The following is a 15,148-nucleotide window of genomic DNA, read 5'->3' on the forward strand; positions in this document are numbered from 1 at the left end:
CGGTCGACGGGGCGCAGCTGCGGGCCGAGGCCGACGCCTTCTACGGCTCCGACGACCGGGTCGGCGGCGACGACCCGTGGGAGCGCGCCCGCCCGGCCGGGGTGGCCGGGCGGGCGGGAAGGCCGGGGCCGGTGCTATCCCCGGGGGGCGGCGAAGCAGTGGACGGTGACGGTGCGGCCGGAGGGCCAGCGCTGGTCGCCGCTGCCGAGGTGGGTCCAGCCGAGGCGGCGGTAGAGGGCCACGGCCGCGGTGTCGGTGGCCAGGACGTCGAGGACGGGGTGCAGGCCGAGCGCCCGCGCGTGCGCCACGGCGTCCGCGAGGAGTCGCGCGCCGATGTGGTGGCCGCGCGCCCCGGGGGCGACGTAGAGCCGGCCGATCACGGCGGTGAGCTCCGGACGGCCGCCGGTGCGGTGGCTCCACAGGGCGGGGGCGAGGTCGTCCGGGGCGCTGCGGGCGAGGCCGACGTGTCCGGTGAGCCGGCCCTCGGACTCGGCGACCCAGGCGGCGAGCAGGCCGCCCGGGGTGAGCCAGTCGGCGGGGCGGTCGGGCCAGTCGGCGGGGTAGCCGTCGGCGCGGTGGACGTCGCCCAGCACCCGGACGCAGTCGGCGAGGTCGTCGCCGCGGCGCGGTCTGACCAGCACTCCCGCCCGGGCCTGTCGAGAGCCGGACGCGACGACGTCGGCGCGTTCTTCTAGGTCTGCCATGCCGGTACGTTACCGGCCGGCCCTCACCGTCGCAGCAGGTCGACGACCCCGGTGAGGTCCTCCTCGCCGCTGCCGACCTCCAGCCGACGCTCCATCAGCCGGAAGTAGGGTTCCAGCAGCTCGGCGCTCACGCCCTGCTCCTCGGCGGTGCGCAGCAGGGTGCCCTTGCCCGCCACCTGCATCGCCAGGTTGGACACCACGCCCTTGGTGTAGTCGCCGCTCTCCAGCCGCGCCGCGGTGCCGGCGATGAACCCGGTCATCGCGGTGACGTAGTCGCTGAGCAGCGGCGCGAGGTCGCCCGGCGCGACCGCCTCGCCGCGGACCAGCGCGAAGGCGTGCGAGACGCCGGCGAACATGCCGTACATCGCGCTGAGCAGCGCCACGTCGTGCAGGGCCGCGTACCCGGCGTCCTCGCCCACGTAGCGGGTGCCGGCCGGGGCGGCGAGGGCCGTCCGGTGCTCCTCGAACAGCGCGGGCGAGCCGCTGTAGAAGACGTACGGTCCGGCCGCCGGGACGCCGATCATCGGCGGGACGGCCATGATGCCGCCGTCCAGGTAGCGGGCGCCGCGCCGTTCGGCCCAGGCGGCGCGGGCGCGGGCCTGGTCGGGGGTGCTGGTGACCAGGTTGACCAGGTCCTTGCCGGTCAGGTCGACGTCGGCCAGCGCCTCGGCCACGGAGTCGTCGTCGAGCAGGCAGACGACGACCAGGCGGTTCGCCGCGACGGCCTCGGCGGCGGTGGCGGCGACGACGGCGCCGCGGCCGACGAGCGCGTCGGCGCGGGCGGCGGTGCGGTTCCAGACGGTCAGCGGGTGCCCGGCGGTGAGCCAGGCCCCGGCCAGGGCGGCGCCCATGGCGCCGAGTCCGAGCAGGGTCAGCGGGGTGGGCGGGTTCTCGGTCACGTTCTCGGCTGCGTTCTCAACACGGTTGTTCGTCACGGGAATCAGCCTCCGCGCCGCCCCCGGAAACGATCAAGTACGCACTTCGAAGTGGGTGGTTACCCTGGGGTCAGTATCCAGGTCGGAGCGTCGGGAGGGGTGGGCATGGCGACCGTGCCGAGGCCGGGGGCGTACGTCTGCGGGATCGACGCCGCGATGGACGTGATCGGCGGCAAGTGGAAGGTGCTGATCCTCTGGGCGCTGGACGAGCACGGGAGCTGCCGGTTCGGCGAACTGCGCCGCCAGGTGCCGGGGATCACCGAGAAGGTGCTGGCCGCGCACCTGCGCGAGCTGGAGACGGACGGCATCGTGCACCGGGAGGCGTACGACGAGGTCCCGCCCCGGGTCGAGTACACGCTGACCGAGGTGGGGCGGCACCTCAACGCGGCGCTGGGGCCGCTGGGCGCGTGGGGCCGGGAGCACGTCCTGGGCGGCGCGCCCCACCCGGCGTGAGGCGCCCACCCGGTCGTGACGCGCGTCAGGCGATCGCGGCCGAGACCACCGCGGCCACCGCGATGTTGCAGCTGGCCGACACCCACACTGCCGGGTGCGGCTCCGGCTCGACCAGGATCGCGCCGAGCTTGCCCGGCGTCAGCAGGTCCACCAGCCAGAAGGCGACGGCCATCAGCACCAGTCCGAGCACGCCGTAACAGGCCGTCGAGACAAGGCCCTTGGCGAAGTCGGCGTAGGTGTAGACGATCGCGGTGAAGACGATGCCGCCGATGCCGAGCAGTGCGGAGCTCAGCAGGACGGCGGCGTTGCGGTTGCGCTCGACCCAGATCTGGTGGCCGAGCCTGCCGGGCGTCAGCAGGTCCACCAGCCCGACGCCGAGGAGCAGCAGCACCACCCCGAGGGCGCCGTACGCCGCTGCCGCGCCGAGCCCGTGCAGGATGTCGTTCATCGTGGTTCCAGCCCCCGGTCCACTCTCGCCGTGCACCCCGACCGGCTGGTCAGGGCCCCTCGACCGGCCTGGTCAAGGGTTGGCAAAAGATACCCCACGCGGGTGAGAGCGGGACCGGGATCCGGAATCCGGGGACGGGTCAGTCCTCCTCGTGCGTCAGGTGGTCGACGCAGGCCGCGACGGCCAGCAGCAGGCCGGTGTCCGCGCCGTCGGCGATCTCCACCCCGTAGGTGTCCCGGATCCGGAACCACTTGCGGCTGATCCGGGCCAGCTCGTCGCCGTGGTCGTCCTCGATCCGGTAGTCCTTGTCGATGAGGTTGCCGTGGATCTTCAGCTCGCCGCCGGAGGCCAGGTCCACCAGGTACTTGTCGCGGAACGGGGTGAACAGCTTCTCCCGGACGGTCGCGATCACCTCGCCGTCGGCGTCCTCGATCTTCATCGCGTCGCGGACGGTGAGCATCTTCTCCTTCACCACCGCGACCACCCGGTCCTGGGCGTCCCGCAGCTCGAAGGTGTGCCGCAGCCGCAGCACCTTGCCGTCCACCAGGTAGGCCTTGTGCCCCCGGTCGTCCTCGATCCAGTAGTCGTCGCCGATCGCGAACAGCTTCTCCCTGACCAGATACCGCACCGCGGGACCTCCTCCGTGTTGGCGTCGACCCCCATTCGACCCCGAGCCCCCACCCGCCGAAAAGCACCGCCACGAAGCATCGCCGCCGAGCACCGCCCCGGAGCACCGCTACCAACCACCGCCGCCGCCCACCCGAGGGAAAGCCCGTCGCGCGGCCGCCCCCGGTGGCGTTCAATACCGCCATGCGCCCCGATCCCACCACCACCCCGCTGCGCAGCGAGCGCCTGGACCTGCTGCCGATCGCCCCCGGTCACGCCGAGGAGTTGGCGGCCGCGCTCGCCGACCCGGCCCTGCACGCCTTCACCGGCGGCCGCCCGGCCACGGCGGAGGAGATGCGCGCCCGCTGCGCCCGGCTGGCCGCGGGCTCCCCCGACCCGGCCGAGCGCTGGGGCAACTGGGTGCTGCGGCTGCGCGCCGACGGCGTCCTCACCGGCTACGTGCAGGCCACCGTCGGCCCCGAGGAGACCGAGCTGGCCTGGGTGGTCGGCACCCCGTGGCAGCGCCGCGGCCTGGCCGTCGAGGCCGCCCGCGCCCTGCTCGACCACCTGACCGCCGCCGGCGTCACCACGGCCGTCGCCCACATCCACCCGGACCACCGCGCCTCCGCCGCCGTCGCCCGCACCCTCGGCCTGCGCCCCACCGCCCGTACCCAGGACGGCGAGACCCGGTGGCAGGCCGACCTCACCCGGCCGGACTTCTTCCCGAACGTCGCCGGTCTGACCGCCGAGTACGCCGCCCGGCTGACCACCCTGGTCGAGGAGTGCCACCCGGTGCTCGCGGACGAGGGGATGGCCGCGGTCCAGTCGCTGCTGGCCGAGCGCGGGGTGGGCGTGATCCCCGCGATCATGGTCACCAAGGCCCTGCTCGGCTGGGCCGGGACCTCCCTCCGCACGGCCCGCGAGATCGTCGAGCTGAGCGAGGCCCGCACACCGACCTTCTGAACCCCGTACGCCAGGAACCCGGTACGCCAGGAATGCGGACACCGGGCGTGCGGTTTGATGGGGTTATGGCATCTCGTGCACGTGTACGCGCCCCCGAGCTGGTCGGGGCAGGCGGTTGGCTGAACACCGGCGGCAAGGAGCTCACGCTCGCCGACTTCCGGGGCAAGATCACCATCCTGGATTTCTGGACCTTCTGCTGCATCAACTGTCTGCACGTCCTGGACGAGCTCCGGGAGCTGGAGGAGAAGCACCGCGACACCGTGGTGATCGTCGGGGTGCACTCACCGAAGTTCGTGCACGAGGCCGACCACCAGGCCGTGGTGGACGCCGTCGCCCGGTACGAGGTGCACCACCCGGTGCTGGACGACCCGGCGCTGGTCACCTGGAAGCAGTACGCCGTGCGGGCCTGGCCGACGCTGGTGGTGATCGACCCGGAGGGCTACGTGGTCGCCCAGCACGCCGGTGAGGGGCACGCCCACGCGATCGCCCGGCTGGTGGAGGAGCTGGAGGCCGAGCACGCCGCGAAGGGCACGCTGCGCCGCGGCGACGGCCCGTACGTGGCGCCGGAGCCGACCGCGGGGGACCTCAAGTTCCCGGGCAAGGCCGTCCGGCTGCCGAACGGCCACTTCCTGGTCGCCGACTCCGGCCACCACTCGCTGGTCGAGCTGGCCGAGGACGGCGAGACGGTGGTGCGCCGGATCGGTGACGGGGAGCGCGGTCTGGTGGACGGCACCAGCCCCCGGTTCAGCGAGCCGCAGGGCCTCGCGCTGCTGCCGGAGGGCTCGGAGTACGACGTGGTCGTCGCCGACACCGTCAACCACGCCCTGCGCGGTCTGCGGCTGGCGGACGGCAGCGTGACCACGCTGGCCGGCACCGGCCGCCAGTGGTGGCAGGGCTCGGCCACCGAGGGCCCGGCCCGCGAGGTGGACCTGTCCTCGCCGTGGGACGTCGCCTGGTTCGACGGCCGGGTGTGGATCGCGATGGCGGGCGTGCACCAGCTGTGGGCGTACGACCCGACGACCGGCACGGTCGGCGTCGCGGCCGGCACCACCAACGAGGGCCTGGTGGACGGGCCGGCCGCCGAGGCCTGGTTCGCCCAGCCGTCCGGTCTGGCGGTCTCCGCGGACGGCGAGCGGCTCTGGGTCGCCGACTCCGAGACCTCCGCGCTGCGCTCGGTTTCACGTGAAACAGGGGCGGTCACCACCGCCGTCGGCACCGGCCTGTTCGACTTCGGCCACCGGGACGGCGCCGCCGAGCAGGCGCTGTTCCAGCACCCGCTGGGCGTCACCGTGCTGCCGGACGGCTCGGTGGCCGTCAGCGACACCTACAACCACGCGCTGCGCCGCTACGACCCGGCGACCGGCGAGGTCAGCACGCTGGCCACCGATCTGCGCGAGCCCTCCGGGGCGGTGCTGGTGGACGAGGACATCGTGGTGGTCGAGTCGGCCCGGCACCGGCTGACCAGGCTGCGGCTCCCGGAGGAGGCGGTCCGGGTCGAGTCGGTGGCGCACCGCACCCAGCGCGCGGCCACCGAGGTCGCGCCGGGCGCCTTCCGGCTGGACGTGGTCTTCTCGGCGCCGAGCGGCCAGAAGCTGGACGAGCGCTACGGCCCGTCCACCCGGCTGCTGGTCAGCTCGACCCCGCCCGAGCTGCTGGTCTCCGGCGCGGGCGCGGACAGCGACCTCTCCCGCGAGCTGGTGCTCTCCGACGAGGTCACCGAGGGCGTGCTGCACGTCTCGGCGATGGCGGCCTCCTGCGACGACGACCCGGAGATCGAGTACCCGGCCTGCCACGTGCACCAGCAGGACTGGGGCGTGCCGGTGAAGCTGGTCGCCGACGGCGCCCGCCGGCTGCCGCTGGTCCTGGCCGGGATGGAGTAGCCCCCGCGGCCCGCGATAACGACGGGGCCCGGCGGACGACCGTTCGTCCGCCGGGCCCCGTCGCGTCAGGCCCGTAACGGCGCGCCCGTCGCGCCCGTCGCGTCGGGCCGAGGCCTCAGCCCTCCAGGAACGCCTTCAGCGCGCTGGCCAGCAGGTACGGGTCCTCCGCGCCGCACAGCTCGCGGGCCGAGTGCATGGACAGCGCCGCGATGCCGCAGTCGACCGTCTTGATGCCGAGGCGCGCCGCCGTGATCGGGCCGATGGTCGTACCGCAGGGCATGGCATTGTTGGAGACGAAGCTCTGCCAGGGCACGCCCGCCCGCTCGCAGGCGGCCGCGAAGACCGCCCGGCCGACGCCGTCGGTGGCGTAGCGGTTGTTGACGTTGACCTTGAGGATCGGCCCGCCGTTCGGCATCGGGTGGTGGCCCGGCTCGTGCCGCTCGGTGTAGTTCGGGTGGACGGCGTGGCCCATGTCCGAGGAGAGGCAGACGGTGCCGGCGAGGGCCCGGGCGCGGTCCTCGGTGGTGCCGCCGCGCGCGTGGATCGTGCGGTCCAGGACGTTGCCGAGCAGCGGGCTCTGCGCGCCGGTGTCGGACTCGCTGCCGGTCTCCTCGTGGTCGAAGGCGGCCAGCACCGGGATGTACGGCAGGCCGGCGGCGCCCTCGGCCGAGGCGACGGCGGCCAGCGCGGCGGTGGCCGCGTGCACCGAGAGCAGGTTGTCCAGGCGCGGGCCGGCCAGCAGCTCGCGGTCCCGGCCCAGGTAGGAGGCGGGCTGGACGTCGTGCGTCATGAGGTCCCAGCCGACCACGTCGTCGGCGGCCAGGCCGGCCCGCTCGGCGACGTAGGCGATCAGCGCGCCCTCGTCGACCGGGCCGAGGCCCCAGATCGGGGTGAGGTGGCGCTGCTTGTCGAGCTTCATGCCGTCGTTGACCTGGCGGTCCAGGTGGATGGCGAGCTGCGGCACGCGCAGCAGCGGCTCGTCCAGCTGGACGAGCCGCGCCGTTCCGTCCTTGAGCGCGAGTCTGCCGGAGATGCCGAGGTCCCGGTCCAGCCAGGTGTTCAGCGGCACGCCGCCGTAGATCTCCACCGCGACCTGGCGCCAGCCGGCCGAGCCGGTGTCCGGCAGCGGCTTGACCCGCAGGTTGGGCGAGTCGGTGTGGGTGCCGACGATCCGGAACGGGGTCTCGGGGCCCGCCCCCTCCGGCAGGTACCAGGCGATCAGCGCGCCGCCGCGGATCAGGTAGCGTCCGCCGGCGGCGCCGTCCCAGGCGTCCGTCTCGGCGACCTGCCGGAAGCCCGCCTTCTCCAGCCGCTCCGCGGCGCTCGCGACCGCGTGGTACGGGGACGGCGAGGTGCCGAGGAACGCGATCAGATCGTCGCTGTGCGTCCGGTCGAAGAATGCCTGGCGGGCGGCGGTCGACATACTGCTCCTGGGTCGAGGGAGGGCCGAAGCCGGATGGGGAGTCGGCTTCGCACCTTGAGCATATGCCCGTACACGGACAGGGCATTCGGAAGCTCTCAACCCGGACACAACCGTGAACCACCCGCGACACACGCCGCCCGGACGGCGGATCAGCCCTGGTCGGGCACCGCCTGCCGGGGCGGCGGACGGGCGATCCGGCAGCGCTCCGGAAACGCCACGGAACACCACGCAACGCCATGGAAAAGCACGGGAGAGCACGGAACAGCACGGGAGGACACCGAAGGGCCCGGTGGCAGCCGGGCCCTTCGGTGTGAGGGTTTCGTCAGGCGGTCAGGAGGAGCAGCGGGCCTTAGAAGGCCTCCTCCGCCAGCTCCATGATCTCGTTGTCGATGCCCTCGGCGATCACGCGCTGCGGCGTGACGGTCGGCAGGACGTTCTTGGCGAAGAAGCGGGCCGCCGCGACCTTGCCCTGGTAGAAGGGGACGTCCTTCTCCGAGGCGCCCGCCTCCAGCTTGGCCAGGGCCACCGCGGCCTGGCGCAGCAGCAGCCAGCCGACGACGACGTCGCCGGAGACCATCAGCAGGCGGGTGGTGTTGAGGCCCACCTTGTACATGTTCTTGACGTCCTGCTCGACCGAGGAGAGGTCGGCCAGGAGCTTGCCGATGATGGCCTCCAGGTCACCGGCGGCCTTGGCGAGCAGCTCGCGCTCGGCGGCCAGGGCGTCGCCGCCGGCGGCGGAGCCGATGAACTTCTGGATCTGCTCGGACAGCGCGGTGAGCGCCTGGCCGCCGTCCTTGACGATCTTGCGGAAGAAGAAGTCCTGGCCCTGGATGGCGGTGGTGCCCTCGTACAGGGTGTCGATCTTGGCGTCCCGGATGTACTGCTCGATCGGGTACTCCTGCAGGTAGCCGGAGCCACCGAAGGTCTGCAGGGACTGGGCGAGCTGCTCGTAGGACTTCTCCGAGCCGTAGCCCTTGACGATCGGCAGCAGCAGGTCGTTCAGGCGCTCGGCGGCCTCGTCGCGCTCGCCGCGCAGCTTGGCGGCCATCATGTCGTCCTGGGTGGACGCGGTGAACAGCACCAGCGCGCGCATGCCCTCGGCGTAGGCCTTCTGGGTCAGCAGCGAGCGGCGCACGTCCGGGTGGTGGGTGATGGTGACGCGCGGGGCGCTCTTGTCCAGGAACTGCGAGATGTCGGCGCCCTGCACGCGCTCCTTGGCGTACTCCAGCGCGTTCAGGTAGCCGGTGGAGAGGGTGGCGATGGCCTTCGTGCCGACCATCATGCGGGCGAACTCGATGATCTTGAACATCTGGCGGATGCCGTCGACCTTCTCGCCGAGCAGCCAGCCCTTGGCCGGGTGCTTGGCACCGAAGGTCATCTCGCAGGTGTTCGAGGCCTTGAGGCCCATCTTGTGCTCGACGTTGGTGGCGTAGACGCCGTTGCGCTCGCCGAGCTCGCCGGTCTCCCAGTCGAAGTCGAACTTCGGGACGATGAAGAGGCCCAGGCCCTTGGTGCCCGGCTTGCCGCCCTCGGGGCGGGCCAGCACCATGTGGATGATGTTCTCGGACATGTCGTGCTCGCCCGAGGTGATGAAGCGCTTCACACCCTCGATGTGCCAGGAGCCGTCCTCCTGCTGGATCGCCTTGGTGCGGCCGGCGCCCACGTCGGAGCCCGCGTCGGGCTCGGTGAGGACCATGGTGGAGCCCCACAGGCGGTCGGTCATCCGCTTGGCGACCTCGAGCTGCTCCTCGGTGCCCTCCTCGGCGATGACGCCGGCGAAGGCCGGGCCGGAGGAGTACATCCAGATGGCCGGGTTCGAGCCCAGGATCTGCTCGGCGAAGGCCCAGATCAGCGAGTTCGGGGTGACCTGGCCGCCGATCGACTCCGGGATGCCCAGACGCCACCACTCGGCGTCCATGAAGGTCTGGTAGCTCTTCTTGAAGGTGGCCGGGATCGGCGCGGTGTTGGTCTCCGGGTCGAAGACCGGCGGGTTGCGGTCGGTGTCCGTGAAGGAAGCGGCGAGGTCGTTCTCGGCCAGGCGCGCGATCTCGCTCAGGATGTTCTTCGCGGTCTCGACGTCCATGTCCGCGAACGGTCCGGTGCCGTAGACCTGCTCGCGACCGAACACCTCGAAGAGGTTGAACTCCACGTCCCGCAGGTTGGACTTGTAGTGACCCATGGCCGTTTTCTCCGGTTCGTCGCTTCCGGGAGACCGCCGCGTTCGGGCGTCCCGTACCCACCAGTAGGCATCATGATGCTACCCAGCGGTAACTTGGGCAAGCCCTCGGCGGTGAATCCGCTATGAACGTGGTCACGTCCCACAGTCCGGGCGACCACTCCTTGTCAGGATCCGCGCCAGCGCGGGCGGGTGCGCTCCCGCTAGCCTGTCCGTGTGTACGGATATGACCAGAACGCATACCCGGGCGACCCCTACCAGCAGCAGGCGGGACCGCAGCCGGGCATGAACGGCATGCCCGGACCGGACGCCTACGGCGCGCAGTCGCAGGCGAACCAGCAGTCGCTCTATCCCGAACCCTCCCCGCCGTCGCTGGCGGACGCCGTCCGGGCCTTCACCACCGGGTCGATGGCGGTCGAGGACTTCCAGGCCATCTTCATCACCTCGAAGGTGCACTGCCCGCGCGGCGAACGCCCCGGCTTCCTCGCGCTGCACAACACCCCGACGCCGGTGATCCCGATGTTCAGCTCGCTCAAGGAGCTGCGCCGCTACGCCGGCAAGGACTCCAAGCACTTCACCGTCACCGGCGCCGAGGTCCTGGACCTGCTGCCGACCGGCTACGGCTTCGCGCTGGACATGGAGGGCGAGCACCGGATGGTGTTCGACGCCAAGGCCGTCGAGCAGATGGTCGACTTCACCATGCGCCGGATGTACGGCTGACGACCGCCTCGCGGCCGTCGGCCGGTGCCCCGTGGGCGGCCGGGCCACACTGGAGAGAGGAGCCCCGCGCTTCTCCGTCCCCATATAGTTCAACTTTCAACTTGCTTGTTGTTGAGGATTGAACTAACCTCGTGCACGTAGGCCGCAGACACCCCCTCGAAGGAGGCCGACATGCCCGCCGTGACCGTCGACAACCCGCTGACCCTCCCGCGCGTCACCACGCCGGACCCCGCCGTCACGAGCGCCCGGCCGGTTCGGACCGTGGTCACCGCCCCCGAGGGCTACGAGGGCGAGGGCTTCCCCGTCCGCCGGGCCTTCGCCAAGATCGACACCAAGTACCTCGACCCGTTCATCATGATGGACCAGATGGGCGAGGTGGACTACGCGGCCGGAGAGCCCAAGGGCACCCCCTGGCACCCGCACCGCGGCTTCGAGACCGTCACCTACATCATCGACGGAACGTTCATCCACCAGGACTCGCACGGCGGCGGTGGTGTCATCACCGACGGCGACACCCAGTGGATGACGGCCGGCTCCGGTCTGCTGCACATCGAGACCCCGCCGGAGTCGCTGGTGATGTCCGGTGGACTCTTCCACGGCCTCCAGCTGTGGGTGAACCTGCCCGCCTCGGACAAGATGATCGCCCCGAAGTACCAGGACATCCGCGGCGGCAGCGTCAAGCTCCTCAGCACCGACGACGGCGGCGCCCTGCTGCGCGTCATCGCCGGCGAGCTCGACGGCCACCAGGGCCCCGGTGCCACCCACACCCCGATCACCATGATCCACGCCTCGATCAGCCCCGGCGCCCAGATCACCCTGCCCTGGCGCTCCGACTTCAACGCCCTGGCGTACGGTCTGGCGGGCAAGGGCTCGGCGGGCCAGGAGCGCCGCCCGTTCCACATGGGCCAGGCGGTCCTGTTCGGCGACGGTGACTCCCTCACCATCCGCGCCGACGAGAGCCAGGACTCCCGCAACGCCAACTTCGAGGTCGTGCTGCTCGGCGGCCTCCCGATCCGCGAGCCGGTCGCCTGGTACGGGCCGTTCGTGATGAACAGCCACCGCGAGCTCCAGCAGGCCATGGAGGACTTCCAGGCCGGCCGGCTCGGCACCGTCCCGGCCGACGCCAAGTAGGTCCGGACTCCGGCACGACGGCGGGGGCGGTCACGGGTCCCGACCCGTGACCGCCCCCGCCGTCCGTTCGTCCGGCTCTCCCCTTGCAACGGCCCTGACGACTCTCCCCTTACAACAGCGCGTACACGGCCGAGGCGTCGTCGTGGGTCTTGCCGCGCGGCCAGCGCTCGCAGCCGGCGTCCGACCGCTCCACCGCCCGGACCTGGGCGATCAGCTCGCCCGGGCCCGACTCGGCGAGCAACCGCAGCACGTCGCCCCAACTGCCCAGCCCGAAGCGCTCGGTGTAGCGCGAGGCGCCGTCGGTGAGGGCGGCCAGCGCGTGCAGCCGCTCCAGCCGGACGAAGCCGGTCTCGGCGTGCTCGGCCGCGCGCGGGCTGGCCGCCGCGATCCACGGGCCGTTGCCCCGGTTGCGGGCCGCGCGGACGGCCAGCGCGTACTCCATGTGCAGCGCCGCCCGCTCGGCCGAGCCGGGGACGGTCGACCAGACCTGCCGGCGCAGCCCCTCCCCGCCCGGGAAGCGCTGGTTGTCCCCGATCACCTTGGGCGGGCCGTCCTTGAACTCCAGCACCAGCAGCGAGTCGCCGAGCACCAGGTACTCCAGCGCCTCGCCGTGCCGTCGGGCCGCGACCACCATCGCCGCGGGCGTGTTGGGATGGGCCAGGTCGCAACGGCCGCCGTGCAGCGCGGCCGTCTCCACGATGGCGTCGGCCAGGCACTCGGCGATCGAGCGGTCCGCCCGGTCGGTGAGCCGGGCGAGCAGGTGCACGCCCAGGCGGCGCACGTACCAGGCCGTTCCGTGCCGGCACCCGGAATCCAGGCCGGCCGGCGAACTCGCGCCGTCCAGCAGGACCAGCGCCTCCGGCGAGGCCGCCGCGAAGTCCTCGCTCTCGCGGTCGGGCCGCCGTGCTTCCCCTGCGAGCTGTAGCTGCATCCCGACAGTGTGGACGCCGCCCCCGGCCCGCGCCCAGACCCGTGCGCCGGTGCGGCGCGGGCCGGGGCCCGGCGCCCGGTGGCAGCCGGGGCGATTCGGCCATACCGTCGGGAAGTGACCGGACAATTCGGCCAATCGGGGCGGGTTGGGTTTGGGACCACCTTCGGGTGGCCGGACGGCCCGCGACTGACGAGGAGCGGAAGATGTTCTGGCAGTTCATCGTGGTGCTGGCCGCCTCGCTCGGCTTTCCGACCGCCGCACTGCTCTTCTTCATCGGCGGGCCGCGCTTCCCCGACGAGCGGCGCGACCAGGCCTGAGCGGCCCCCGGCGCGGCGAACGGCCTGAGCGGCCCCGGCGCGGCGGGCCCTACGCCTTCCAGGCGGGGTCGCGGCCGAGCAGCGCCAGCACCCGCTCGAACCGGCCGGCCCCGCCGGTCGGCAGACCCGGGCGGAACGCCCGGCCCGGCGCCCGGGCCTCCGGGGTGTCCGGGACCGCCTCGGTCACCCTGACCAGGGCCGACAGCAGGTCCTCGTCGCCCTCCACCGCCGCGACCAGCCCGTCCGGCGCACCGAGCGCGGCGGCGACGTCCCAGCCGTGCACCAGGGTGTCGAGCAGGTGGAAGCCGACGGCCTGCGCCAGCGGGAAGGGACGGCCGTCCCGGATCTCCGGCAGCCAGAGCGCCCGGCCCGCCTCGGCCGCCTCCCGGAACGCGGCGGTGAGGTCGGCGCCGGTCCGCCGGAAGGCGTCCGCCGGGTCCGCGCCGACCGGGGCGGGCGCGAACAGTGCCAGGTCCGGGCCGGCCCCTCGGGCGGCCGCCGCGAAGCCCCGGCGCTGCCCGATCTCGTGCTCCAGCAGGTGCCGCAGCGTCCAGCCCGCGCACGGGGTGGGCAGGTCCAGCCGGTCCGGCCGTACGGAGTCCACCACCTCGGCGGCCAACTCCAGTGAGCGTGCGTGCAGTTCGACGAGGTCCATCCGACCGACAGTACCCATCCGGCCGCCACCTACAGGCCCGCACCGGGGAATCCCACCGGCCCGGGGCACTCGTCTAAGGCTCGGTCAACACCCGCTCCAGCACGGCCGCCTGGGCCAGCAGCAGCTCGTCCCCGCCCTCCGCGCCGACCACCTGCAGCCCCAGCGGCAGCCCCGCCGGGGTCCACCCGGCCGGCAGGCTCAGGGCCGGGCGCCCGAGGAAGCTCCACGGCAGCGACATCACCGCGTCCCCCGTGCTGTGCAGGCCCTCCGGCGCGCCGCCGGTCGCCGAGGGCGCCAGCCACAGGTCCACCCCGGCCGCCGCGCCCGCCCGGGCCACCCGCTCGCGCAGCCGCTCCCGGAACAGCAGCGCCGCCGCCCGGTCCTCGGGCGCGATCCCCCGGCCGACCCGGATGCTCGCCGCCGTCTCCGGCCGGTAGAGGCCGCCGAACCGGGCGAACCAGTCCGCGTGGCTGCGGGCCAGCTCGAACCGGTTGATCGCCTGCAACTGCCGCCTCACCTCGGCGAAATCGGGGAACAGCTCGACCCGGCGCACCGTCAGCCCGGCCCGCGCCAAGCGGTCCAGCCGCTCCTCGAAGGCGCGCAGCGCGGCCGGCTCCGCCTGCTCCAGGTACGTCCCCTCCGGCACCCCGAGCACCGGCCCGGGGCCCTCCGGCACCGGCCGCCAGTCGTCGCAGAGCAGCGGGGCCGCCAGCGCGACGCCCGCCAGGTCGGCGGTGAACAGGCCCAGGGCGTCGAAGCTCGGCGCGTTCGGGAGCACGCCGTCGAACGGGATCCGCCCGTACGTCGGCCGGAAGCCCACCACCCCGCAGTACGCGGCCGGGCGGATCACCGAGCCGACCGTCTGGGTGCCGACCGCCAGCGGCACCAGGCCCGCCGCGACCGCCGCCGCCGAACCGCTGCTGGAACCGCCCGGGGTGTGCCCGGGATGGTGCGGGTTCCGGGTCGGGCCCGGGGCGGTCGCGGCGAACTCCGCGGTCACCGTCTTGCCCGCGACCAGCGCCCCCGCCGCCAGCAGCCGGTCCACCACCGCGGCCTGCGGCCCGGCCAGCACCCCCGGCGGCAGCGCCGAACCGCCGTGCGTGGGCAGCCCGTCCACGTGCACGATGTCCTTGACCCCCACCGCCACCCCGTACAGCGGCGGCCGCCCGGCCGGCTCCGGGTACCGGGCGGCCAGCTCCCGTGCCCGCGCCAGCAGCCGGTCGTGCCGCCCGGGCTCCGGAACGAACGCGTGGATCAGCGGGTCCACCCGCTCCACCGCCCCGCAGAGGCGGTCGACGTACTCCGGCAGCCCCGGCTCCCCCGCGCGCAGCGCGGCCGCCTCGCGGGTCAACGACCGTGGCCGGACGAGGGGTTCATCCATGCCGAGCACAGTAGACGGGCTTACGGGTGCTCGGCCGCCAGGTACGGCGCCTCACGCAGGAAGTACGCCCCGCAGGTGTGGCAGCACAGCTCCGGGGTCTTCCCCCAGTCCACCGCCTCGCGCACCCGCGCCCCCGGATCGAGCTCCCGCCCGCACATCGCCACGCTCTGCTCGCCCCGGACCACGTGCCACAGCCGCACCCCCTCGGCCTCACCGCCGGCGCCGTACTCGGCTCGCATCTGGTGCATCATGCCCCCATCGTCCGGCCCCCTCCCACCCCCGGCAACCGGAGGGCGGGAACGCTCCCCCCGTCGAAATCCGGCCACCACGGCAGGGTAGGGTGCGCGGTCGCGACCAGTGCCGACGGCCTACGCCGAGGTCCCAAGTCGTCCGATTTCGGCCATATTTCATCCTAAGTGGGGGAC

The 15,148-nt window shown here is 73.2% G+C and carries 14 protein-coding genes and 1 pseudogene; 5 read left to right on the top strand and 10 right to left on the bottom strand.

All coding sequences use genetic code 11. From position 1 onward, the window contains the following. Positions 1-134 precede the first annotated feature (134 nt). Together ACYP53_RS07685 and ACYP53_RS07690 are read right to left on the bottom strand one after the other, a co-directional pair. The gene (locus tag ACYP53_RS07685; RefSeq protein ID WP_189913404.1) at positions 135-704 is read right to left on the bottom strand and encodes a GNAT family N-acetyltransferase; all 570 of its coding nucleotides are present in this window, start codon (positions 702-704) and stop codon (positions 135-137) included. A 23-nt stretch (positions 705-727) separates the two neighbouring features. After that, complete coding sequence (locus ACYP53_RS07690; RefSeq protein WP_189913562.1) at positions 728-1,603, bottom strand: imine reductase family protein; 876 nt, start codon at positions 1,601-1,603, stop codon at positions 728-730. A 141-nt stretch (positions 1,604-1,744) separates the two neighbouring features. On the opposite strand from ACYP53_RS07690, the gene ACYP53_RS07695 reads away from it, so the two are divergent. Further along, entirely contained in the window at positions 1,745-2,092 is a 348-nt protein-coding gene (locus tag ACYP53_RS07695; RefSeq protein WP_189913403.1) for a winged helix-turn-helix transcriptional regulator, read from the top strand. A gap of 25 nt (positions 2,093-2,117) precedes the next feature. Here ACYP53_RS07695 and ACYP53_RS07700 read toward each other — a convergent pair whose 3' ends face one another. Together ACYP53_RS07700 and ACYP53_RS07705 are read right to left on the bottom strand one after the other, a co-directional pair. Then, on the bottom strand, positions 2,118-2,540 hold the full coding sequence (locus ACYP53_RS07700) for a DUF350 domain-containing protein (RefSeq protein ID WP_189913402.1): 423 nt from the start codon (positions 2,538-2,540) through the stop codon (positions 2,118-2,120). Positions 2,541-2,679: 139 nt separating this feature from the next. Further along, complete coding sequence (locus ACYP53_RS07705; RefSeq protein WP_189913401.1) at positions 2,680-3,168, bottom strand: LURP-one-related/scramblase family protein; 489 nt, start codon at positions 3,166-3,168, stop codon at positions 2,680-2,682. 182 nt (positions 3,169-3,350) lie between these two features. Between ACYP53_RS07705 and ACYP53_RS07710 the strand changes: the two are divergent. Both ACYP53_RS07710 and ACYP53_RS07715 read left to right on the top strand, forming a co-directional pair. Beyond that, positions 3,351-3,842, top strand: a pseudogene (locus ACYP53_RS07710) (GNAT family N-acetyltransferase); the annotation flags it as partial. A 332-nt stretch (positions 3,843-4,174) separates the two neighbouring features. Next, on the top strand, positions 4,175-5,989 hold the full coding sequence (locus ACYP53_RS07715; protein ID WP_459646977.1) for an NHL domain-containing thioredoxin family protein: 1,815 nt from the start codon (positions 4,175-4,177) through the stop codon (positions 5,987-5,989). A 115-nt stretch (positions 5,990-6,104) separates the two neighbouring features. On the opposite strand, the gene ACYP53_RS07720 is transcribed toward ACYP53_RS07715, so the two are convergent. Together ACYP53_RS07720 and ACYP53_RS07725 are read right to left on the bottom strand one after the other, a co-directional pair. After that, the gene (locus ACYP53_RS07720) at positions 6,105-7,412 is read right to left on the bottom strand and encodes a M18 family aminopeptidase (protein WP_189913398.1); all 1,308 of its coding nucleotides are present in this window, start codon (positions 7,410-7,412) and stop codon (positions 6,105-6,107) included. 349 nt (positions 7,413-7,761) lie between these two features. Continuing rightward, the gene (locus ACYP53_RS07725) at positions 7,762-9,591 is read right to left on the bottom strand and encodes an acyl-CoA dehydrogenase (protein ID WP_189913397.1); all 1,830 of its coding nucleotides are present in this window, start codon (positions 9,589-9,591) and stop codon (positions 7,762-7,764) included. A gap of 213 nt (positions 9,592-9,804) precedes the next feature. Here ACYP53_RS07725 and ACYP53_RS07730 point away from each other — a divergent pair, with 213 nt between their 5' ends. Beyond that, entirely contained in the window at positions 9,805-10,308 is a 504-nt protein-coding gene (locus tag ACYP53_RS07730; protein ID WP_373313668.1) for an SseB family protein, read from the top strand. Between the two features lie 171 nt (positions 10,309-10,479). Further along, the gene (locus ACYP53_RS07735) at positions 10,480-11,439 is read left to right on the top strand and encodes a pirin family protein (protein WP_459646978.1); all 960 of its coding nucleotides are present in this window, start codon (positions 10,480-10,482) and stop codon (positions 11,437-11,439) included. 109 nt (positions 11,440-11,548) lie between these two features. On the opposite strand, the gene ACYP53_RS07740 is transcribed toward ACYP53_RS07735, so the two are convergent. The 4 genes from ACYP53_RS07740 to ACYP53_RS07755 form a co-directional block, all read right to left on the bottom strand. Beyond that, positions 11,549-12,370 carry a protein phosphatase 2C domain-containing protein gene (locus ACYP53_RS07740; protein ID WP_189913396.1) on the bottom strand — a complete coding sequence of 274 codons (822 nt, stop codon included), beginning with the start codon at positions 12,368-12,370 and terminating at the stop codon, positions 11,549-11,551. Positions 12,371-12,736: 366 nt separating this feature from the next. Beyond that, positions 12,737-13,342 (bottom strand): TIGR03086 family metal-binding protein, encoded by a 606-nt coding sequence (locus ACYP53_RS07745; RefSeq protein ID WP_459646979.1) that lies wholly within the window; start codon positions 13,340-13,342, stop codon positions 12,737-12,739. 73 nt (positions 13,343-13,415) lie between these two features. After that, positions 13,416-14,723 carry an amidase gene (locus ACYP53_RS07750; protein ID WP_459646980.1) on the bottom strand — a complete coding sequence of 436 codons (1,308 nt, stop codon included), beginning with the start codon at positions 14,721-14,723 and terminating at the stop codon, positions 13,416-13,418. 20 nt (positions 14,724-14,743) lie between these two features. Beyond that, positions 14,744-14,974 carry a hypothetical protein gene (locus ACYP53_RS07755; RefSeq protein WP_189913393.1) on the bottom strand — a complete coding sequence of 77 codons (231 nt, stop codon included), beginning with the start codon at positions 14,972-14,974 and terminating at the stop codon, positions 14,744-14,746. Positions 14,975-15,148: the final 174 nt, after the last annotated feature.

It is taken from the genome of Kitasatospora sp. Ki12, assembly GCF_054601375.1.

Excerpts from the sequence above, each read along its gene's own strand:
- ACYP53_RS07685 (WP_189913404.1), bottom strand. The coding sequence starts at position 704 with ATGGCAGACCTAGAAGAACGCGCCGACGTCGTCGCGTCCGGCTCTCGA.
- ACYP53_RS07695 (WP_189913403.1), top strand. The coding sequence starts at position 1,745 with ATGGCGACCGTGCCGAGGCCGGGGGCGTACGTCTGCGGGATCGACGCC.
- ACYP53_RS07700 (WP_189913402.1), bottom strand. The coding sequence starts at position 2,540 with ATGAACGACATCCTGCACGGGCTCGGCGCGGCAGCGGCGTACGGCGCC.
- ACYP53_RS07715 (WP_459646977.1), top strand. The coding sequence starts at position 4,175 with ATGGCATCTCGTGCACGTGTACGCGCCCCCGAGCTGGTCGGGGCAGGC.
- ACYP53_RS07720 (WP_189913398.1), bottom strand. The coding sequence starts at position 7,412 with ATGTCGACCGCCGCCCGCCAGGCATTCTTCGACCGGACGCACAGCGAC.
- ACYP53_RS07725 (WP_189913397.1), bottom strand. The coding sequence starts at position 9,591 with ATGGGTCACTACAAGTCCAACCTGCGGGACGTGGAGTTCAACCTCTTC.
- ACYP53_RS07735 (WP_459646978.1), top strand. The coding sequence starts at position 10,480 with ATGCCCGCCGTGACCGTCGACAACCCGCTGACCCTCCCGCGCGTCACC.
- ACYP53_RS07740 (WP_189913396.1), bottom strand. The coding sequence starts at position 12,370 with ATGCAGCTACAGCTCGCAGGGGAAGCACGGCGGCCCGACCGCGAGAGC.
- ACYP53_RS07745 (WP_459646979.1), bottom strand. The coding sequence starts at position 13,342 with ATGGACCTCGTCGAACTGCACGCACGCTCACTGGAGTTGGCCGCCGAG.
- ACYP53_RS07750 (WP_459646980.1), bottom strand. The coding sequence starts at position 14,723 with ATGGATGAACCCCTCGTCCGGCCACGGTCGTTGACCCGCGAGGCGGCC.
- ACYP53_RS07755 (WP_189913393.1), bottom strand. The coding sequence starts at position 14,974 with ATGATGCACCAGATGCGAGCCGAGTACGGCGCCGGCGGTGAGGCCGAG.